The sequence below is a fragment of the Agromyces ramosus genome, assembly GCF_030817175.1.
In the GTDB taxonomy this organism is placed as follows: Bacteria; Actinomycetota; Actinomycetes; order Actinomycetales; family Microbacteriaceae; genus Agromyces; species Agromyces ramosus_A.
In genome coordinates, this window is sequence record NZ_JAUSYY010000001.1 from 936860 (window position 1) to 957617 (window position 20758).

17 protein-coding genes and 1 tRNA gene (1 of these 18 only partly in view) are annotated in these 20758 nt (G+C 70.2%); 8 read left to right on the forward strand and 10 right to left on the reverse strand.

Translation table 11 applies throughout. The features are described 5' to 3' along the window. Positions 1-5133: the 5' portion of a hypothetical protein gene (locus QFZ26_RS04395; protein ID WP_307039619.1), read on the reverse strand. 23100 nt of this gene lie to the left of the window's left edge; only the first 5133 of its 28233 coding nucleotides appear in the window; the start codon lies at positions 5131-5133; the stop codon falls past the left edge of the window. A gap of 50 nt (positions 5134-5183) precedes the next feature. On the opposite strand from QFZ26_RS04395, the gene QFZ26_RS04400 reads away from it, so the two are divergent. Then, positions 5184-5627: a hypothetical protein gene (locus tag QFZ26_RS04400; protein ID WP_307039620.1), complete on the forward strand. Its 444-nt coding sequence runs from the start codon at positions 5184-5186 to the stop codon at positions 5625-5627. 667 nt (positions 5628-6294) lie between these two features. Continuing rightward, positions 6295-6417, forward strand: coding sequence for a hypothetical protein (locus QFZ26_RS18825; RefSeq protein ID WP_373460679.1), 123 nt, complete (start codon positions 6295-6297; stop codon positions 6415-6417). A gap of 6 nt (positions 6418-6423) precedes the next feature. Here QFZ26_RS18825 and QFZ26_RS04410 read toward each other — a convergent pair whose 3' ends face one another. Next, entirely contained in the window at positions 6424-7362 is a 939-nt protein-coding gene (locus QFZ26_RS04410; RefSeq protein WP_307039622.1) for an HAD family hydrolase, read from the reverse strand. A gap of 101 nt (positions 7363-7463) precedes the next feature. Beyond that, positions 7464-7553: transfer RNA gene (locus QFZ26_RS04415), tRNA-Ser, on the reverse strand. A gap of 109 nt (positions 7554-7662) precedes the next feature. Between QFZ26_RS04415 and QFZ26_RS04420 the strand changes: the two genes are divergently transcribed. Both QFZ26_RS04420 and radA read left to right on the forward strand, forming a co-directional pair. After that, positions 7663-8502, forward strand: coding sequence for an SGNH/GDSL hydrolase family protein (locus QFZ26_RS04420; RefSeq protein WP_307039625.1), 840 nt, complete (start codon positions 7663-7665; stop codon positions 8500-8502). A 9-nt stretch (positions 8503-8511) separates the two neighbouring features. Next, the gene (gene radA, locus QFZ26_RS04425; protein ID WP_307039627.1) at positions 8512-9879 is read left to right on the forward strand and encodes a DNA repair protein RadA; all 1368 of its coding nucleotides are present in this window, start codon (positions 8512-8514) and stop codon (positions 9877-9879) included. A gap of 15 nt (positions 9880-9894) precedes the next feature. Here the strand turns inward: radA and QFZ26_RS04430 are convergent, their stop codons facing one another. Continuing rightward, the gene (locus tag QFZ26_RS04430) at positions 9895-10305 is read right to left on the reverse strand and encodes a dehydrogenase (RefSeq protein ID WP_307039629.1); all 411 of its coding nucleotides are present in this window, start codon (positions 10303-10305) and stop codon (positions 9895-9897) included. 285 nt (positions 10306-10590) lie between these two features. Between QFZ26_RS04430 and QFZ26_RS04435 the strand changes: the two genes are divergently transcribed. Continuing rightward, positions 10591-10881, forward strand: a complete 291-nt coding sequence (locus tag QFZ26_RS04435) for a hypothetical protein (RefSeq protein ID WP_307039631.1) — start codon at positions 10591-10593, stop codon at positions 10879-10881. Positions 10882-10996: 115 nt separating this feature from the next. Here QFZ26_RS04435 and QFZ26_RS04440 read toward each other — a convergent pair whose 3' ends face one another. The 4 genes from QFZ26_RS04440 to QFZ26_RS04455 all read right to left on the reverse strand — a co-directional run bounded on the left by QFZ26_RS04440 (position 10997) and on the right by QFZ26_RS04455 (position 15294). After that, the gene (locus QFZ26_RS04440; protein ID WP_307039633.1) at positions 10997-11338 is read right to left on the reverse strand and encodes a hypothetical protein; all 342 of its coding nucleotides are present in this window, start codon (positions 11336-11338) and stop codon (positions 10997-10999) included. Between the two features lie 140 nt (positions 11339-11478). Beyond that, entirely contained in the window at positions 11479-12117 is a 639-nt protein-coding gene (locus QFZ26_RS04445) for a hypothetical protein (RefSeq protein WP_307039635.1), read from the reverse strand. 63 nt (positions 12118-12180) lie between these two features. After that, a complete protein-coding gene (locus QFZ26_RS04450; protein ID WP_307039637.1) occupies positions 12181-12684 on the reverse strand; it encodes an amino-acid N-acetyltransferase in 504 nt (167 codons plus the stop codon). An 81-nt stretch (positions 12685-12765) separates the two neighbouring features. Beyond that, complete coding sequence (locus tag QFZ26_RS04455) at positions 12766-15294, reverse strand: ATP-dependent Clp protease ATP-binding subunit (RefSeq protein ID WP_307039640.1); 2529 nt, start codon at positions 15292-15294, stop codon at positions 12766-12768. A gap of 223 nt (positions 15295-15517) precedes the next feature. Here QFZ26_RS04455 and QFZ26_RS04460 point away from each other — a divergent pair, with 223 nt between their 5' ends. Continuing rightward, positions 15518-16138 (forward strand): hypothetical protein, encoded by a 621-nt coding sequence (locus QFZ26_RS04460; RefSeq protein ID WP_307039642.1) that lies wholly within the window; start codon positions 15518-15520, stop codon positions 16136-16138. Beyond that, positions 16138-16380, forward strand: coding sequence for a helix-turn-helix domain-containing protein (locus QFZ26_RS04465; RefSeq protein WP_307039643.1), 243 nt, complete (start codon positions 16138-16140; stop codon positions 16378-16380). The genes QFZ26_RS04460 and QFZ26_RS04465 overlap by 1 nt, the downstream gene beginning before the upstream one ends. Here the strand turns inward: QFZ26_RS04465 and QFZ26_RS04470 are convergent. Further along, positions 16373-16831, reverse strand: a complete 459-nt coding sequence (locus tag QFZ26_RS04470; RefSeq protein ID WP_307039645.1) for a hypothetical protein — start codon at positions 16829-16831, stop codon at positions 16373-16375. The two genes, QFZ26_RS04465 and QFZ26_RS04470, sit on opposite strands and share 8 nt — an antisense overlap. 117 nt (positions 16832-16948) lie before the next feature. On the opposite strand from QFZ26_RS04470, the gene QFZ26_RS04475 reads away from it, so the two are divergent. Next, positions 16949-17959, forward strand: a complete 1011-nt coding sequence (locus tag QFZ26_RS04475; RefSeq protein WP_307039647.1) for a pirin family protein — start codon at positions 16949-16951, stop codon at positions 17957-17959. A 78-nt stretch (positions 17960-18037) separates the two neighbouring features. Here the strand turns inward: QFZ26_RS04475 and QFZ26_RS04480 are convergent, their stop codons facing one another. After that, complete coding sequence (locus tag QFZ26_RS04480; RefSeq protein ID WP_307039649.1) at positions 18038-20620, reverse strand: M14 family zinc carboxypeptidase; 2583 nt, start codon at positions 20618-20620, stop codon at positions 18038-18040. Between the last annotated feature and the right edge of the window lie 138 nt (positions 20621-20758).

The window sequence follows — 20758 nt, forward strand, 5'->3', positions numbered from 1 at the left end:
GAGGTGGGTCGCGGTCACCGACACGGGGCCGCTTCCGACGTAGGCGGTGCCCGAGGTGCCGAGCCGGGCCGTGACGTCGTCGTCGACGCTCACGACGAGCGCGACCACCGGGGTGACCGCCGTGCCGCCCGCGGTGCCGCCCTCTGCGGTGGTGAGGAGCTCGCGGAACCCGAACGCGTCGATCGTGAGCGACGATCCGCCAGTGAGTGCCGCGCCGTTCTCGACCTCGGCCCGCACGTCGCTGCCGTCGATGACCTGCAGGGCGACGGATGCCCCGACGCCGGTCGCCGATCCGACCTCGGCCTTGCTCGTGGCCTTCGCGAGGTCGCGCTCGTTGCTCTGCGCCGAGATCGTGATCGCGCCGCTCGTGAGCGTGGCCGATGCCCCGGGCTGGAGGAGCGCCTCGGTCGTGTTGTCGAGGATGTTGATGGCGAGTGCGCCGGCGATGCCGACGTCGTCCGACTTGCTCGCGCCCGCGCGTGCGGTCGCGGTCACCTCGTGCTCCCAGAGGCGGAACAGCTGGTCGGCCGCCGGGCTCGCCGGGAAGCGATCGCCGTCGGTGACGGTGGCGCCGGCCTGGAGGATCCACTCGTGCGATCCGTTGCGCTTGTAGAAGCCGGGGGCCTTCGAGCCGTCCTGCGCCGTGAGCCGGAACCAGTCGCCCTCGGAGGTCTTGTCCTTCGGCAGCTCCGACTTCTCGTTGTAGACGTCGGCGGTGATCCACTGCCAGGCGCTGCCGTCGTACTTCCAGACGCTCTTCGCGGGCTTGCCGTCACGGGCGCTCGTGAGGAGGAAGTAGTCGCCGTTCGCCGGCGAGCCGGGCAGTGCCGCGCCGCTCGCGATCGTGGTGTCGGTGTCGAGCACCCAGTCGGACCCGTTGAACTTGTAGATGCCGTCGTTGCCGCCGGTGCCGCCGTTGGTCTTGACGTAGGCGAGGTCGTCCTTCGACGGTCCGGGCAGTTCCTTGCCCTCTTCGACGATCTTCCACTCGGTTCCGGTCCAGCGGCGGATGACGTCGTTGGTGTCGCCACCCGCCAGCCCTGCGGTGAGCACGAGTCCGGTACCGGTGATGGTCGCCGTTCCCGTGACCGCCCGGTTGATGATGCGCACGTCGTTCACGGCGACGCCGGCGCCGATGCCCACCGACCCGTCGGTGGCCGAGTCGCCCTTGGCGCTGGCCGAGACATCCGTGTTCGCGAGCGACTTCAGCGTCACCACGCCGCCCGACGAGATGACGACGCCGTTGCCGAACCAGGTCCGCGAGGTCGAGACGACGACGTTGATGGCGATGGCGCCGGCGATCGAGACCGAGGTGCCGCCGTTCTCGTTGGAGGCGGCCTTCGGGGTGGAGCTCGTCGACGTCTGGCCGCCGTTCGTGTTGCGCGTCTGGTTCGCCTGGCCGAGGTTGGCGTCGGCCTTCTGGTTGACGTCCTTGCCGCCCCCGCCCGAGCCCTCGGAGGGAGATGCACCCTTCGTGGATGCCTCGGCGAGCGTGGTGGCCTCGACGGCCTGCGTCGCGTTGAAGGCGACGGCGCCGGTGGCGGTGATGCTGCGAGCACTGCCCGAGTCGACGACGACGTTGTCGAGGACGGCGAGTGCGAGCGAGACGCCGATGCCGGCGGTGGACCCTGCCTTGGTGTCGCCCTTGGCGGTGGTGCCGGCCTTCACGGTCTGGGTGGCCTGGGCGATGACGCTCGAGGCGGTGAGGGTCGTGCCGCTCGCGCCGACCGAAGCGCTGGTGCGGATGGTGGCCAGGGTGATCGCGATGGCCGGGACGATGGTGACGGTGCCGCTCTTTCCTCCGGCTTCCGCTTCCGTGGTGAACGTGATGTTCTCGGTGGCGGTGATGGTGAGTGCGCCGGCACCGGTGAGCGGGGGTCCGCGGGTCGGGTCGGCCACCTGGTCGATGCCCGCGTAGACGGTGGAGGTCACGAGGTTCAAGCCGAAGGCGGCGCCGATTCCGGCGGTGCCGGTGCCCGACTGGCTCGCCTTGGCCGAGGCCTTGTTGCTGCTCTGCGACGCCGCCGTGAGGGCCACTGCTCCGCCGCCGGTGATGGCGATGCCGGGGTCGGCCGACGGGTCGGCGCCGGGCGTCTGGTCGCCGTGGATCACGCCGAGCGTGGTCGCCTCGACGAGGTTGAGCGCGAACGCGCCGGCGATGCCGAGCGTGCCGCTGCCGTCGGTGGCGCCGGCCTTGGCGATCGCCTCGAAGGTGTGCGTGGAGTCGGCTGCCACGGGTCGCATCGTCGCGCTGAGGGTGAGTCCGTTGGCGGTGACCGCCGAGGCGACGCCGATGCTCGCCTCGTTCAGGAGCTTCACGCGGTTCACGGCCAGCCCCGCGCCGATGCCCACCGAGGTGGCGCCGGTGGACGTGCCGTCGGCGGTGGCCGAGGCATCCGTGTTGTTCCGGGTCGTGAACGACACCGGACCGGTCGCCGTGAGGGAGACCGCCGGGCCGAGCTTCGAGGTCGTCGTCGAGTCGACGAGGTTGAAGGCGATCGCGGCGGCGACGGTCACCGAGGTGCCGTCCTCGTTCTTCGCGTCGGGCGTGGTCGAGTCGCCGCCGCCGGACGAGCGGCTCGAGGCGTTGCCGAGCTTGTCGTTCGACTTCTGATTGGCGTTCTTGCCGGTGGAGTCGGAGTTCTGGTCGGGGGCGGCCGCAGCGCTGGCGGTCGCGCTCGTCGACGTGACCGAGGTGCCGTCGGCGGCCATGCTCACGCCGCCGCCGGCGTTGACGTTGCGGAAGATCGAGGAGTCGACGACGTGGTCGGCCGAGGTCAGTGCGAACGAGATCGTGGCCGCGAGGCTCGCGCCGCTGCCCGCGGTGGTCGCGCCCTTCGCGCTCGTGGTCGCCTTCGCGGTCTGGTCTGCCTTCGCGCTGATCGAGCTGCTCGTCGCGAGCGCGGCGCCGGCGAGGATGGATGCCGCGGTGCGGACGTTGTGCACGGCGATGCTCGCGACGCCCGTGAGCGAGGCGCTCGACCCGCCGCCGGCGCCGCCCTCGGTCTCGGTCTTCGTGTCGTCGAGGGTGGTGGCGTCGATCGTCAGGCCCTTGACCCCGGTGATGGCGGATGCCGCGGCGAGCCCGGCCCTCACGACGACGTTGACGAGGCTGATGGCGACCGAGGCGCCGACGCCGACCGAGCCGCCGTCCTGCTTCGAGGTGGCCTTGGCCGCGTTCTTGTGGTTGCCGGTCGCCGTGAGGTTGAGGTTCGCGTTGTTCAGGGAGTTGCCTGCGCCGCGCACCTCGGCGGCGGTCGCGGCGGTCACCGAGTTGACCGCGAGCGAGCCGGCGATCGACACGCTGCCGCCCGACTTCTTGCCCGAGACCGAGGTCGCCGTGAAACTCGAGTCGCCGGTCGCCGGGCCGGAGGCCTCGACGAAGACGCTCGTCGCCTGGAGCACCGCGCCGGCGCCGATGAACGCCTCGGTGACGAGATCGATGATGTTGATCGCGACGCCGATCGCGAGGCCGAAGCCGCTTCCGCCGCCGTTGCCGTCAGTGGTGCCGGCGTCGCCGGTCGTGACCACGGTGTTCTTCGCCGTCGCCTTCACGCTCTGCGCACCGGTCGTGGTGACGCGTGCGCCGATGATGTGCGCCGTCGTGAACGCGTCGAGCACCGACACGGCGAGTGCGCCCGCCACGTCGATCGCGCCGTCGGAGGTCGAGGACTGGCCGTTGCCGCGGCTCGGGGCGTTGGCGCTCTGGTTGTTCTGGGTGGCGCCGCCCTTGCCGGCGTTCGCGGAGGCGATGAGCGAGGCGACCTGCTCGGCGAGCATCGTGAGCGAGGCGGCCGTCGTCGCCGTCGCGTTCGTCGTGTCGATCGCGGCCTCGGTGGTCTGGTCCAGGTGCACGACCGCGATGCCGGCGCCGGCCGTGGCATCCTTCGCGTCGGCGACGCCGTTGAGGGTCGCGTGGTTCGTCGCGAGCACCTCGAGGGCTCCGGTCACGGCCAGGCGAGCCGTGTTGGTGACCTTGCTGATCGCGCTGGCGGTGACGGTGATGACGGCGACCGCCGCATCGAAGCTCGCGTTGCCGTCGGATCCTGCGGTGCCCTCGTCCTTCGCGGCGTCCGATCCGGGGGTCGCGCCGACGTCGACCGTGGAGGTCGAGGCGAGGGTGACCTTGCCGGTCGCCGTGACCACGGCCGAGCCGCCGACGGTGACGGATGCGTCGGAGAAGACGATCGCGGCATCGCCGTACTTCTTCGTGAGGGTGACGGGCCCGACCGTCGAGCTCGCGGTGAGCACGGCGTCGCCCGCGGTCGCATTCACGACGGATGCCCCGGTGACGTTCACGACGGCGCTGGAGTCCACGATGACCGCATAGGCGGTCGCGTGGCTCGCGTCGGGCACGACGCTCGCCGCGGCGTTCAGCGTGATCTTCTCGGCGGTCAGCGTCGCGCCGTCGACCGTGACCGAGACGTCGGCGCAGTGCGTCGCCGGCGTGAGCAGGCAATCGGGGTCGAGCGCCGGACCGCCGGTCGTCGCCTGCTCGGCGTTCAGCACGATCTCCTTGGCGGTGATCGCGGCGCCAGACGAGACGAGGATCTCCTCGACGTTGATCACGAGCTTCGCGCCGATGAGCTCGAGCGAGCCGATGATCGTGATCTTGTCGCGACCGTCGCCGCCGTTGATCGTGAGCGAGACCGTCGGCGACGAGAAGATCGTCGTCTCGAAGGTCGAGCCGCTCAGCTGCAGGTTGCCCCCGACGACGGTGAGCGTCGCGTCGTCGTCGCTCCCGCTCAGCGTGAAGACGATGTCGCTCGCGGTACCCGTGTTCGTGATCGGCTCGATGTTCGCGTAGACGACCGTCGTCGCGCCGAGGTGCAGCACGCCCGAGTGCGCGTCGGCCGGGAGCGAGAGCACGTTGCCGTTGCCGACGGTGACGAGCGTGTCGAAGCCGGCGGCGCCGTCGAACGCGACGGTGATGGCCGCGTCGAGCGCTGAGCGGTCGAGCGTGAAGACGTCGTCGCCGCTGGTGCCGATGACCCGGATCTCGGTGAGTCCCGCGAGGCTTCGCGTCTCGGTCCCGAAGGTCACGGTGCCATCGGCGTTGAAGACGAGGGTGGCTGAGGTACCCGACATCGCGAGCTGCCACACGGCGGGGTCGGCGACCGGCGGGCCGGACACGGGGCGCGGATGCCGCGGCCTCAGCGGCGTTCTCGGAGGCATCCGCCGTCGTGGTCGCAGCGGTCGTGGTGGTGGTCGTCGTGGCTACGGGGTCGCCCGCTGCGGCAGGCGTGGTCGCGGGGTCCGTCGGCGTAGCGGCAGCATCGGGTGCCGGTGCGGCAGGGCCAGGGGCCGGAGCGAGGGGCTCGGGCGCCGGGGCCGGTGCGGGCTCGGGCGCCGGTGCGGGCTCGGGCGCCGGTGCGGGCTCCGGCGGGTACATCCGGTCGTCGCTGTTCCAGCGCTGCTCGCCCGGGCCGAGCACGCGGCTCATCAGGTCCGAGCCGCCTTCGATGTCGCCGAAGCCGGCGACATGGCCGAACTCGTGGGCGAGCACCGTGACGAGGTCCATCGCGCCGCCGTACGCCGACCAGCCCCAGCCGGCGGCATCCGGGTCGACGGCGACGCTGTTGCCCGAGGTGACCGCGAGGGTCGCGCCCGGAAGGTCTTCGAGGTAGAGCGCTGCCGAGCCGACGTCCCAGCCGGGCCATTGAGCCGCGGCAGTGCCGGCGGCCGCCCAGAGGTCGCCATCGGTGATGACGCCGGTGCCGGGTGCGGACCCGATGTCGGGAGCGTCCTGGTGCTCACCGTTCTCGAGCAGTTCGATGAGCTGCTCGGTCGTGAGCGTGATGGGTACGGCGACCTCGCTCGCGGCCGGATCGGCCATCGCGACCGCCGCGGCGGGGCCCGTGGCCGGAAGACCCACGGCGAGCGCGGTGAACAGCGCGACGGCGGCGGTTCCAGCCCGCTTCGTCATGCTCCCCAGCGCGTGCGATCGCATTGCATCTTCCTGTGAGTCCGATGGTGCCCAGTGTGCGCGAGCGCTTCCCATGGGGGATACCGACGGATCAGGGTGCGATCAGCGGGTCAGGTGAGAAGTCCCAGCCGCGACAGTACGCCGGGCCGAGCGCGAGCGTCAATGGCGATTCGGAACCAGAACGGCATACGTCTCGCCCCAGTTCGGGGGCCATCCCGCAATCGGCACGCGTGATGCACGACGCGGCATCCCCACATGTCGGAAACGCCATATGGATCGCGTTGGGGCGATCGAGACGTGCCGGCCACTTGCCGAATCGACGTCTTCCGCGACGATTCCCTCAGCGGGGTCGCCAAAGCCCTCTGGGGGTGTTCCTCGTGTTCGTTCCGTTCCTCTCCGCCGTCGTGTACCTCATCGCTCGCCACGGGAGCATGGCGGAGCGCCGTGCACGCGGCGACGAGTACGTCAGCGAGTCGAACAGCCTGATCTGACCGGAGTCAGCCGGCGGCCGGGTCGGGGAAGACCGCGCTCCAGTCGCTCTTCACGCTCACGACGGTGAAGTCGTGATCGGATGCCGCGGCGAGCGCCTGCTCGACGCCCGTGTCGTACGGGGCGTCGCCCCGGCCCGTGTCGTCGTCATGGTGGATCAGCAGGCTCAGGCTCCGCGGATGCCCCTGCACGAAGCGCAGCATCGGCACGTCGCCGTTGCTGTTGCCCGCGGCGAGGATCGGACGCCGGCCGATCCGGCTCCAGATGCGCACCGGCTTCTCTGGACCGTCGTCGAGGAGCGCGAACGCCGTGCCGTACCGCACGTGCCCGGTCTCGTCGTCGTAGCTGAGGCCGAGCGCCGATCCGATGACCCGCTCGGGCGGGATGCCGTAGGCCTCCATCGTCATCGCTCGCATGAAGTCGCGGTCGCCGCCCGAGACGATGTAGTTCGTGAAGCCGTGCGCCTCGAGGTAGCGCAGCAACTCGACCATCGGGAGGTACACCGTCTCGGCATACGGGCGGCCGAGGGTCGGGTGCGATGCCCCCTGGAAGAACGCGGCGACGGATGCCGCATAGTCCTCGACGTTCGCCTGGCCGGTCACCTCGGCGATGGCGCCGAAGAGGATCGGAACGTCGGAGTCGTCCCCGGCGTAGTGCTTGTCGACCGCCTCGCCGAGCCACGAGTAGTCGCCCGTCACGGCAGCCGTGTACGGCTGCCGTTCGGCGAGCGACGGCTCGGCAGCGGCGGCGCGCGCCCACTCGCCGAGCACGAAGTGCAGCTGCGTGGGCATCGGCTTCTCGGTCCAGAGCGTGCCGTCGTTGTCGAACACCGCGACCCGCTCTTCGACGGGAACGGCTCGGGGTCCTGTCGCGACGGACTCGACGAATCCGATGACGGCGTCGCGACTCGGACCGTCGACCCACGAGGGCAGCACTCGATCAGCCATGTCGACAGTCTGCTCGACCCGACCGTCTGAGGCTAGGGAGGGATCCCCTCGACGATGCAACGAAGAAGCCCCCGCATCCGAAGATGCGGGGGCTGTTCACGTGGCGGTACCGGTGGGATTTGAACCCACGGTGGGCTTTCACCCACACAACTTTTCGAGAGTTGCACCTTCGGCCGCTCGGACACGGTACCGAGGACGATCTTAGACGACGTCGACGCCCTCGCCAAAACGAGCGGATGCCCCAGCCGACGCACAGCCGGTGTGCAGCGTCCTCGAAGTCAGGAGGTCTAGCTTCGCCTCGTGACCACGTCGACCGCACCCGCCCGCACCGCTCCCGCGGTGCCGTTGGACGCGCCGGCACCCGGAATCGCGGCGGGCGCCCGGCTCGCGGCATCCACCGTGCTCGGAAGCCTCGGGCTGCGCCCGTTCCGGGAGCGCGTGCTGGAGCGCCGGTCGACGCTCAACGAGACCCTGCCCGTGCACTCGAAGTGGTGGCGCGACCACGCGGCTGCCCAGGGCGAGCTGCTGTACGTCGCGATCGGCGACAGCGCCGCGCAGGGCATCGGCGCGTCGGCACCCGATCGCAGCTACGTGGGCGTACTGGCAGACGGCCTGCGCGCCTCGACCGGGCGAAGCGTGCGGGTCGTGAACCTCAGCGTCTCGGGCGCGACGACCGCCCTCGCGGTGCGCGACCAGCTCCCCCGCTTCCGGCGCCTCGAACCCGACATCGTCACGGTCTCCATCGGAGCCAACGACATCGCCGACTGGGACCCGGCCGGGTTCGACCGCAACATCCGCGCGATCTTCAGCGAGCTGCCGGCGCACGCCGTCGTCGCCGACCTGCCATGCTTCCACCTGCCGCACAACGAACGCAAGGTGGCCGAGGCGAATCGGATGCTCCGTGCCGCCGCCCGGGAGCACGGACTGACGGTGGCGCCGCTGCACGCGACGACCCGCCGGCAGGGACTGCGCGGCATCCTGACCCAGTTCGCACACGACATGTTCCACCCGAACGACCGTGGCTACGCGGTGTGGGCAGAGGCGTTCCGGCCGGCCGTGACGGAGCGGGCCGCGGAGCTGTCGGCCGCCGAATCCGCGGTCCTCGGCGCGGACGTCGTCGCTGTCGGAGGCCGCCGCTAGTCTCGGGGCATGGCCCGACCCGTCTCCACCTTCCGCTGCACCGAGTGCGGGTGGAGCACCGTCAAGTGGGTCGGCCGGTGCAGCGAGTGCCAGCAATGGGGCACGGTCGTCGACGTGGCTGCGGCCACCGGCATCGTGCGCGCGGTCCAGGCCGTGCAGCTCGGCGAGGCTCGCACGGCGAAGCCGATCACCCAGGTCGTCGAGAACAGCGACGCGGCGCACCGCCCGACCGGCATCGGCGAGTTCGACCGCGTGCTCGGCGGCGGCATCGTCGCGGGCGCGGCCATCCTCCTCTCCGGCGAGCCGGGCGTCGGCAAGTCGACGCTGCTGCTCGAGGTCGCGGCGCGCGTCGCGGCCACCGGCCGTCGGGTGCTCTACGTCACCGCCGAAGAGTCCGTCGCCCAGGTGCGGCTGCGAGCCGGCCGCACGGGCGCGCTCCACGGCGAGCTCTACCTCGCCGCCGAGACCGACCTCGCCACCATCCTCGGGCAGGTCGACGCGATCTCCCCCGAGCTCCTGATCGTCGACTCCGTGCAGACCGTGTCGTCGTCGCTGTCCGACGGGCTGCCCGGCCAGCCGAGCCAGGTGCGCGAGGTCGCGTCGACGCTCATCCGGGTCGCGAAAGAGCGTGAGCTGCCGGTGCTCCTCGTCGGGCACGTCACGAAAGACGGCTCGATCGCCGGTCCCCGGCTGCTCGAACACCTCGTCGACGTCGTCTGCCAGTTCGAGGGCGACCGGCAGACCGCACTCCGCTTCGTGCGCGCACTCAAGAATCGCTTCGGCCCCACCGACGAGGTCGGATGCTTCGAGATGACCGGCGACGGCATCGCCGAGGTGCCCGACCCTTCGGGCCTCTTCCTCTCGAGCGGCCGCAGCGAGGTGAGCGGCACGTGCGTCACCGTCGCCCTCGAGGGCCGTCGCGCTCTCCCCGTCGAGGTGCAGGCGCTCGTCGTCGCCACGAAGGCACCCCAGCCGCGCCGCGTCGTCAACGGCGTCGACCCCTCGCGGGTCGCCATGATCATCGCCGTGCTCGAGCGGCGCGCGGGTCTCCGCCAGCTCGGCGAGCACGACGTCTACGTGTCGACCGTCGGCGGCGTGCGTCTCGCCGAACCCGGGGCCGACCTCGCCATCGCCGTGGCCATCGCCTCGGCCATGCGCGACCGGGCGGTGCCGCACGAGCTGGCCGCGTTCGGCGAGATCAGCCTCGCGGGCGAAGTGCGCCCCGTCACCTCGGCGAAGCAGCGCGGGGCCGAAGCGCGGCGGCTCGGCTACACGACGATCCTCGACGTCGCCGCCGGCAGCGTCCGCTCGGCGGTCGAGCAGGCGATGCTCATGTCATCCGGCGCTCGCGAGCGCGAACTCGACGCCGCATTCTGAGGTGGGGGGCCCGCGCTACGCCTCGAGTGCGCGGAGCAACTCGCCGGGCGGCGCCTGCATCGGGTGCGGCCCGGCGATGTCGAGGAACACCGTCGTGATCGTCGACTCGTATCGCTTGAGGAACGACCGCAGCCATGCCGGACTCTGCAGGCCCACCGCGGGCGGCAGGTTGGCGGGTTTGTTCGCGGCATCGCTGAAGAGCAGCAGCGCGACCTCACCGGTCTTGGGATCGCGGTACGTCCACACCTCGCCTCCATCGAGTGGCGCGTCGCGCGGGCCGGGCTTCACGAGCGGCACGACGGTGTTGCCGTGCCGCAGCGCGAGCGCGACGGCCGCGATGTCCTGACGCTCGAGCGCCTCCGCGAGCGCCTGCGAGCGGAACTCCACGGGTTCGGGAGCCTGCTTCCGTCGTGCCTTGCCTGCCATGCCTCAAGGGTACCGAGCGGATGCCCCGTGGCCGGCGGCATCCGCTCCCGGCGAACCCGCCCGTCGGTGGTGCGGAACCCTGCCGAAAGGGACCTAAGCTGTCCTGAGCCGGACCGTGAGGGTCCGAGGTGTCGACGAAGACGACGGCGTTCTCGTTGACCCCACGGCGCCGGCTCACTCCTCGTCATCTCTTCCCGATCGGCACGCAGGGTCGTGTCGGCGGGGTCCTCGTAGAATCGATGCATACCCGCGCGGGCCGGCGCGCTCCCTTCGAAGGAGCACCCGTTGACCAGCAGTCATCTTCCGAAGCCGATCAGGTACGACGGCGACACGTGGCTGTGCATGCGCAATGACCCGGCCGTGCCGAAGGCCATCATCCGACGGTTTCGCGACGTCAAGCGCGGCGCCGTCTTCCTCGTCATCCGCTGGGCGCTCGACCCCGCCGAGCAACAGCTCATGGCGTCGGCGCCGTCACTCGAGCGCGCCAACGAGCTCGTGCGCTTCGACCCGCCGAAGGGCACCGCCCCCGCATTCGCCGGCTACCCGCACTCGAGCACCGCGCCGAGGGCAGGCTGACCCGTGTCATCCAGGGCGTCGCTCGCCTCGACAACGGGACAACGCTTCGCCCACCGCCAGAGGCGATGGGCGAAGCGCGGCGCAGTACAGCCTCATCGAGGCCCAGTGTCGAACATCAGTTCTGGATGAGGTCCACCGTCTGTTCGCCGGTCTCGCAGACCGTCGTGGTCTCACCCGAACGGTCGACCGTTCGTGCGAGCACAGCGATCGGGCCGACCTTCAGCCCACAGACGTTCGCCGCGATCTGGGCAGCAACGCCGATGTTGACGTCTTCCAGAATCGTGACATCTCCGATTGCGACATTCACAAGGCCGTCCTGCACCTGAGGTTGGGCGTTTGCCGGAGCGGCCAGCCCGACACTGAGGAGCAGCGCTCCTGCGAGTGCGGTTGCCGCGGCTGCGTTCGTCCGGGTACTCATGATCATTACCTCCTTGTGTGGGGCGACCGGGTTGATCACCCCTGTCGGCGACCGGATGTATCGCCAGGTGCCACGAAACGCCGGCCCACTCGGAGCGACAAGGGGGTGGCGACATCGAGAACCGGCCGTTACCATGCGTGGCCCGCGCGCGACGTCGTACCCGAACTCGCACCGGCTCGCTAGTAGAGCTGGAACTGCTTCGAAGTCGCGGATTCGAAGCCGTCGACCGACACGTCGAGGTGATACGACGCGCCGCCCGCCGGAACCGTCTCGCGCGGCCCGCTGCACGTCTCCGGGCTCGAACGGGTGCGGTCCCAGACGATCGGCACGCTCGAGCTGATCGGCGTGCCTGGAGTGAGCGACACCTCCGCGTCGATCGGGTCGAGCTGGCAGTCGGTCGACGTCCAGTAGAGTTCCTCGCCGCTCGTGATCGTGAAGACCTGCTGTGCGGTTCCGGCATTCAGCACGCAGACGTTCTTGCCGGTGTTGGTGATCGTCACCGAGAGCTGCGGCTGCTCGGCGGCCTCGTACGCGGACTTGTCGGTGACAGCCTCGACGAGGATCTTCTCGGGCGAACACGGGTCGCCGTCGACGGCCGTGGTTTCGGTCGGAATCGTCGTCGGGTCGGGGGTGGCCGTCGCGGGGTTCGGCGAGGGCGAGGTGCTCGCACCGCTCTCGTCGCCCTGGCTCGCACCGGGGCGCACGATGATGAGGACGACGGCCACGATGACGGCGACGAGTCCGATCAACACCACCAGCCGACGACGCCGGTACACCTGCGGCGACTGCCGCCCGGCCGGTGTGGGGTTCGTCGACATGCTCACAGGGTACGACCGGGATGCCGCCGCCCCGGGCATCGGCGCGGCGCGCCGAGCGAGCGTTCAGAGAAGCTTCAGCATGCGGGTGTTGCCGAGCGTGTTCTGCTTGACCCTCGCGAGGTCGAGGAACTCGGCGACGCCCTCGTCGTGCGATCGCACGAGCTCCGCGTACACCGCGGGATCGACCGTCTCGTGGCCCATGTCCTCGAAGCCGTGCCGGTCGAAGAAGGCGACCTCGAACGTGAGGCAGAACAGCCGCGAGAGGCCGAGCTCACGCGCCTCGTGCTCGAGCGCCTCGAGCAGCGCGTGACCGACGCCGTGTCCGAGCCACGCCTCGTCGACGGCGAGCGTGCGCACTTCGCCGAGATCCTCCCACATCACGTGCAACGCGCCCGCGCCGATGAGGCGGCCGTCGGGGGTCTCCGCGACGCGGAACTCCTGCACCGAGCCGTAGAGGTCGACGCGCTCCTTGCCGAGCAGGATGCGTCGCTGCACGAGCGGCTCCACGAGCTCGACGATCCTCGGCACATCGCTCGTGCGGGCCCGTCGCACGGAGAACTCGGTCATCCGTTCATCGTATGGGAACGACCGAGGGGCGGATGCCGCAGCATCCGCCCCTCGGTTCGTGAGGTACTCGTGGTCGTCAGGTCACTCGCCCGAGGCCGCAGCGAGGTCGGGGCTCACCGGACCGGTGCCGATCGCCGCGTTCGTGTTCACGCCGACGCCGACGGGCAGCGCCCGCTGAGTCGTGGTGAAGAAGAACTCGCCGTCGCGGAAGTCGACGTGCACGTGGTCGCCCGAGTTGAGCTCGCCGTGCAGGATCTTCTCCGAGAGGCGGTCTTCGACCTCGTGCTGCACCGCACGGCGCAGCGGCCGGGCGCCGAGCGCCGGGTCGAAGCCGACCTCGATGAGGCGCTCCTTCGCCGACTGCGTGAGCTCGACCGTCATGTCGCGGTCGAGCATGCGCTCGCTCAGTCGCTTGATGAAGAGGTCGACGATCTGCAGCAGCTCGGGCTTCGAGAGCTGCGGGAACACGATGATCTCGTCGACACGGTTCAGGAACTCGGGCTTGAAGTGCTTCTTCAGCTCCTCGTTCACCTTGCCCCGCATGAGGTCGTAGCCCGTGCGGGGGTCACCCTCGAGCTGGAAGCCGACGGGGCCGCCCGAGATGTCTTTGGTGCCGAGGTTGGTCGTCATGATGATGACCGTGTTCTTGAAGTCGACCACGCGACCCTGGCCATCGGTCAACCGGCCCTCTTCCAGGATCTGGAGGAGCGAGTTGAAGATGTCGGGGTGCGCCTTCTCGATCTCGTCGAAGAGCACGACGCTGAACGGCTTGCGACGAACCTTCTCGGTGAGCTGGCCGCCCTCTTCGAAGCCGACGAACCCGGGAGGGGCGCCGAAGAGTCGCGAGACCGTGTGCTTCTCGCCGTACTCCGACATGTCGAGCGAGATCATCGCGGCCTCGTCGTCGAAGAGGAACTCCGCGAGGGCCTTGGCGAGCTCGGTCTTGCCGACGCCGGTGGGGCCGGCGAAGATGAACGAGCCCGAGGGGCGCTTCGGGTCCTTCAGGCCGGCGCGCGTGCGGCGGATCGTCTTGGCGAGGGCCGAGATGGCCTCCTCCTGGCCGATGACGCGCTCGTGCAGGGCCTTCTCCATGAAGACGAGTCGCGACGACTCCTCTTCGGTGAGCTTGAAGACGGGAATGCCGGTGGCCTGTGCGAGCACCTCGGCGATCAGGCCCTCGTCGACGACCGCGGTCGTCTTCACGTCGCCCGACTTCCACTGCTTCTCGAGGCGCAGGCGCTCGCCGAGCAGCTGCTTCTCCTCGTCGCGGAGCGAAGCGGCCTTCTCGAAGTCCTGCTCTTCGATCGCGGTTTCCTTCGCGGCGCGCACGACGGCGATCTTCTCGTCGAACTCGCGCAGCTCGGGCGGGCTCGAGAGGATCGAGAGGCGCAGGCGTGCGCCGGCCTCGTCGATCAGGTCGATCGCCTTGTCGGGCAGGAACCGGTCGGAGACGTAGCGATCGGCGAGGTTCGCCGCGGCCACGAGCGCACCGTCGGTGATGGACACCTTGTGGTGCGCCTCGTAGCGGTCGCGCAGCCCCTTCAGGATGTTGATCGTGTGGGGCAGGCTCGGCTCGGCGACCTGGATCGGCTGGAAGCGGCGCTCGAGCGCGGCATCCTTCTCGAAGTGCTTGCGGTACTCGTCGAGCGTGGTCGCACCGATCGTCTGCAGCTCACCACGGGCGAGGAGCGGCTTCAGGATCGAGGCCGCGTCGATGGCACCCTCTGCGGCTCCGGCACCGACGAGGGTGTGGATCTCGTCGATGAAGACGATGATGTCTCCGCGGGTGCGGATCTCCTTCGTGACCTTCTTCAGGCGCTCCTCGAAGTCACCGCGGTAGCGCGAGCCGGCGATGAGCGAGCCGAGGTCGAGCGAGTAGAGCTGCTTGTCTTTGAGCGTCTCGGGAACCTCGCCCTTGACGATCGCCTGCGCGAGGCCCTCGACGACGGCCGTCTTGCCGACGCCCGGCTCGCCGATCAGCACGGGGTTGTTCTTGGAACGGCGCGAGAGGATCTGCATGACCCGCTCGATCTCCTTCTCGCGCCCGATCACCGGGTCGAGCTTCGACTCGCGAGCGGCCTGCGTGAGGTTGCGGCCGAACTGGTCGAGGATCTGCGAGCCGCCCTGGGGCTGGGCCTGGTCGTTCGCGCCGACCTGCACCTGCTCCTTGCCCTGGTACCCGGAGAGGAGCTGGATGACCTGCTGGCGCACGCGGTTGAGGTCGGCGCCGAGCTTCACGAGCACCTGCGCGGCCACGCCCTCACCCTCGCGGATGAGCCCGAGCAAGATGTGCTCGGTGCCGATGTAGTTGTGGCCGAGCTGCAGCGCCTCGCGGAGCGAGAGCTCGAGCACCTTCTTGGCGCGCGGCGTGAACGGGATGTGTCCCGTCGGCTGCTGCTGGCCCTGGCCGATGATGTCCTGCACCTGCTCGCGCACGGCATCGAGCGAGATACCCAGCGACTCGAGCGCCTTGGCGGCGACGCCCTCACCCTCGTGGATGAGACCGAGCAGGATGTGCTCGGTGCCGATGTAGTTGTGGTTGAGCATCTTGGCCTCTTCTTGGGCCAGGACGACGACACGACGGGCTCGGTCGGTGAATCTCTCGAACATGCTCTACTCCTCACGCTCCACTGGGTTGGGGGCGTCGATACATCGAGCGTAAACAACGCAGATGCGAGATGGGCCCCTGTTCGCCGTGGGCGCAGCGCGAGGAGTGGGGATTGACGGATGCCTCCGGGCGGGAGTTCTTGCGCCGGGCCCCGCTTGACCAGGCCACGCGATCGACCTACCATATCGATATTCGTTGTTATCGATATTCGTTATGGAGTACGCAATGACCACCACCACACCGCTGTACCGACCGAGCCGGAGCGACCTCGCCGCCATGTGGACCTTCCTCGCCGCCGGAGCGGTCATCGCCGTCGCGGCGGTCGTGTCCGCCGTGCTGCGCATCGTCGAGGTCCTGCCGAACCGTGACGTGCAGGTACTCGCGGAGTTCTCCGGCACCGCCGCCGAGGCGCCCATCGGACCCGGCGGAGCCCCGCTGCCGGTGATCCTCGACCGCGCCTCGATCACCGCCGAGACGCTCCCGACCTTCTCCCTCGTCTCGCTCGTCGCAGAGCAGGTCGTCGCCGCCACCACCGTCATCGTGGTCATCACCTGCCTCGTGAGGCTCGGCTGGTCGGTCATGCGCGGCGAGGTCTTCAGCCGCCGCAGCACCCGGCTCGTGACGACCGCGGGCTTCACCGGCCTCTTCGGCTACGCCGCGGTGCCGTTCCTCGCCAACATGGCCGCCAACGGCGCGTTCGCCGAGATCAGCGACAACACGTTCGACAACGTGGTGATGGCCGTCGAGCTCGCACCGTTCCTCCTCCTCGCGTTCATCGCGGCGCTCGCCACCGTCGTGTTCACGATCGGCGAGCGGATGCGACGCGACACCGAGGGGCTCGTCTGATGGCACCGGCCGAGCCCGACGAGGCATCCGACCTGCACTGCCGCCTCGACGAGCTCCTCGAGGCGCGGGGCATGACCCTCACGCGGCTCGCCGAGCTCGTCGGCGTGAGCGTCGTGAACCTCAGCGTGCTGAAGAACGACCGCGCGCGGGCCATCCGCTTCTCGACCCTGCAGGCCATCTGCGATGCGCTCGAGTGCGAGGTCGGCGACCTGCTCGTCGTTCGCCGCTCTCGGTCTACTTGATCGGGACCTCGACGGTGGTGCCGGCGACCTCGACCATCAGCGGCTTCGTGGTCGTGACGTCTTGCGGGGTCCAGAACACGGTGGTGTGGGGCACGAGATCCATGGTGCAGACCTCGTCTTCAGGACGCTCGACGAGGTCGATGGCGACCGCATTGCCCTCGTGGGCGGGCTCGAGCACGCGGATGTCGCGGCCGACCTGCGGGCACGTCGAGCTGCCCCAGATGGTCACCGCGAGCTTGCCGCCGTCTTCGAGCCAGGCCGCGACCGGCTCGCCCTCCTCGTTCTCGTGCTCCTCTTCGGCTGCGGTGCCGTCGGGCTCGTGCTCGGGCGCCGGCATGCCCGGGTAGTTGTCGACGGGACTCGTGCCGGGCGCGCACCCGGCCAGGAGGAAGACGGAGGCCAGGGCCGCAGCCACGAGGCCGGCACGGCGGAAGCGCACGGAGGAAACCATGCCGCAATGCTAGCGGCTCGGCCCCGATCGGCACGCTGCTCCGCACCGCCCGGGTCGCGCGGATCAGCCGTGCGTTCGAGACGCTCCAGCGACGGAATCCGCGACTAGGCTGCCGACATGAGCAACCTGGAACGCGACCCGGTCGAGCTGCTCTGCCCGCCCGAGATTCCCTCCGGCCCGGTCGTGCACGTGCTCGCCCCGCGCGACGTCCCCCTCGGCGGCCCGCGCGCGATGAACGTGCGCCGCACCCTCCCCCAGCGCGGCCGAACCACGATCGGCGCCTGGTGCTTCGCCGACCACTACGGTCCCGACGATGTCGCGGAGTCGGGCGGCATGGTCGTGCCCCCGCACCCCCATACCGGCCTCCAGACGGTGAGCTGGCTCTTCGAAGGCGAGATCGAGCACCGCGACAGCGCCGGCAGCCATGCGCTCGTGCGTCCCGGCGCGGTCAACCTCATGACCGCGGGGCGCGGCATCTCGCACTCCGAGGTGTCGACTCCGGGAACCACGCGGCTGCACGGCGTCCAGCTCTGGGTGGCACTGCCCGAGGCCTCGAGGCACGTCGGTCCGTTCTTCGAGCACGCCGACACGACGCCGGTCGGCATCGGCGGCGCGACCGTGCGCGTGTTCGTCGGCGCGCTCGCGGGCGGCGTGGCGCCCGAGTCATCCGTCACCGTGTTCTCACCACTCCTCGGCGCGCAACTCGACCTGCCCGCGGGCGCATCGGTCGACCTCGAGCTCGATCCCGCGTTCGAGCACGGCGTGCTCGTCGACACCGGGGCCCTCACGGTCGCGGCAGACTCCGACGGCACGGATGCCGCGACGGCCGTCGGCTGGTCGGAACTCGCGTACCTCGAGGCCGGCCGGCACCGGCTCACGCTTCGCGCGGGAGACGCGCCGACCCGCGTCGTGCTCCTCGGCGGCGTGCCGTTCGGCGAGGAGCTCGTGATGTGGTGGAACTTCATCGGCCGCAGCCACGACGAGATCGTGGAGTTCCGCCGGCAGTGGCAGGCCGACGTCATCGGACGTGACAACCCCGACGGCCGCTTCGGCACGGTCGAGGGGTACGACGGCGCGCCGCTCCCGGCGCCCGAGCTGCCGACGGTGCGACTGAAGCCGCGCGCGTAGCCGCGGAGCAACCCCGCACGCGACGACGGCGCCGAACCCGGATGCTCCGGGGCCGGCGCCGTCGAGGCATCCGCTCGCTTACGGCACGGGCACCTCTGCGCCCTCGGTGCCCGCCCAGAACAGGCCGCGCGCGACCTGGCTGAACGTGCCGACCGGGTGGGTGCGGAAGTTCACCGAGGTGCCGAACATGAGCACCCGGTTGCCCGCCGTGGTCTCGGCCGAGACGACCGAGGCCTTGCCCGCGGCATCCGCGATCGTGCGTCCGGCCTGCGTCGAGGCCCAGTGGCCCGAGATGAACGGATCCCCCGCGGCGTACTGCTGCTCGACGACCGCGTTCGCGCCGAGGCCGGTGTACCAGACCGCCGGGTAGACGAACGCCGTGTCCTGCGCGTAGGTCGAGAGCAGACCGCCGTCGGCGTCGGTCACCGACACGATGCCGTTCGACCCGCTCGTGCCCTGTGTCGCCGTCGAGGTGACGAGCCCGAACGCGTTCGCGAACGCCGCGATCGCGGTGCCCTTGCCCGCCACGCCCCTGCCGGCGGCGAGGTACGCGGCGACCGCATCGCGACCCGCGGCCTGTGCGGCGTTGAACGAGAGGTTCGCACCGACCCACAGCACGTCGACGTCGGCGAGGCTCACCGTGCCGCTCGTCAGGTTCGCGGACGTGACCTGCACGAGGTCGTCGAACCCGAGCTTGCCGAGCGTGACCCGCTCGTCCTGGCTGCCCGAGTAGGCGACGCGGAGCTCGTCGAGCCCCGTGCTCTCCTCAGCGGCGAGCCGCGACCCGTCGGACGCCGTGAACGTCACGCCGAACTCCTCGGCTGCTGCCGCCGCCGCCGCGTAGCTCGCGGCATCCGGACCGAGGATGACCGAGCCGTCGTCGAACGCCGAGACGGCGACGCCCGCGTCGAGCAGGGCGTTCACCGCCTGGTACTCGGCCACGCCCGCCGTCGCGAGCTCGAGGTACGAGCCCTCGGCCGGCACGCCGCCCGTGGGCAACGCCTCGTCGATCGGCTCGAGCTCCACGGCGAGCGCGGGGTCGGTGGTCGACCCGACCGCCTCGACGTCGGCACCCCAGAGGAGCGCGAGACTCCACGCCGAGATGTCGTACATGTCGGGCACCCGAGCGGAGATGTCCGAGCCGTCGGCGAGCAGCACGTTCGCCATGCCCCGGAGCGGCTGGTGCATGTCCACGACATACGACCCCTCGGCGTACTCGACGCCGTCAGCCGTGAACGGCGCTTCGGCCCGGTCGACCTCGACGCCGTTCGCGATGAGATGGTCGACGAGGGTCGCGGCATCCGTCACCGAACGCTGCGTCTCGTCGACCGGGATCACGTACGCACGCGGGAACTCGGCCGTGTAGATGTCGGTCTCGTCCCAGATCTCGGCCCACTCGTTCGGCTCCGGCACGCTCGCCGGGTCGACGTCGGCCGGAACGGTCACGAGCGGCTCGCCCGCCGTGCCGCGACGGAAGATCTCGATCTGGTTCTTCAGCAGCGCCTCGGCGTTGCCGGCCACGTACTCGACCGCGGTCTCGATCACGACGTCGGCGACCTCGATGTTGACCTTCGAGTTGGCCTGGTTCGTGGCGGGGTTGTTCGTGCGCCCCAGGGGCAGCTCGACCGTGTTGGTGATCGCACCCTGGTAGGCGACGTACTGCGGCGTGAAGATCGGGGGCCAGTCGTCCCAGCCGGAGCGGATGTCGCGGTACGGGATCTTGATGCTGCCGGTGTTCTCCAGCGTCGCACTGCCGTCAGGGGCCAGGTACGTGTTGCCGGGGATGTTCGCCTCGACGACGGCCTGCTCGATCTCGAGGGCGGCGGCGTAGGCGTGCGGGAGGAAGAGGTCGTACTCGTAGTTCTCGCCGTGGGGCGGACCGCACGGCTCGATCTGCAGCACGCTCGTGTAGCCGTGCAGGTCGATGAAGAACGTGGGCTGGATCACGCTCGAGAGATCGCGGATGATGCGCGACTCGGGCGTCGCGCCCGTGATCATGTCGCGGTTGATGTCGAAGCCGTCGGCGTTGGCGCGCTGTCCGAGCGCACGGCCATCGGGGTTGTTCGTCACCGTGAAGTAGAAGCGGTAGTCCTGCAGCAGGTCGCGCACCTCGGGCCACGGGGCGGTCGCGAGGTACTCGATGTAGTTGAGGATGCCGTCGGTCCCCTCCCACTCGTTGCCGTGGATGTTGCCGTTGAACCAGATCGGCACCTTGTACTGGTTCATGAGCGGCCGGTTCTCGGCCGCGGCATCCGGGTCGGCCTTGATCTGCTCGCGCCAGGCGGCCTGCTTCGCCGTCTGGCCGGGCGACTCCTTCGCCGTCAGCGTGACGAGGTGGATGTCACGGCCGAGCGTCGACTGCCCCACCACCTGGGCGGAGATGCGGTCGCTCTGCGCCATCAGGCTGTTCAGGATCGGCGCGATCTCGTCGTACGGCGTGACGCCGCGGGCGATCGATGCGTCGGTGGGGTCATCGGGCACGGTCGGCAGCAGCGGCTGCGACGGGTAGCTCGTGGGCGGGTCGACGAGCGAGGTGATCGGCGCGGCGACCGGCGAGGCCCTGAGGCGTTCGACGGCGGTCGCGGGCGCCGCGCCGGCCACGAGGGTCGCGGCTGCGAGGGCCGTGATGCCCGCACCGGCGATGAGGCGATGGAACGACATGGTGCTCCGTTTCTGCGGTTTCGGATGGACGAACCGGTCGAGCGCACTCGCGGGTCTGCGCGGCGGACGAGGTCGGGTGGAGTGACGTTGGGGGAGTCCTGCGTCATGAGGCGGTACCGACCACTCTGGCAGGCATGT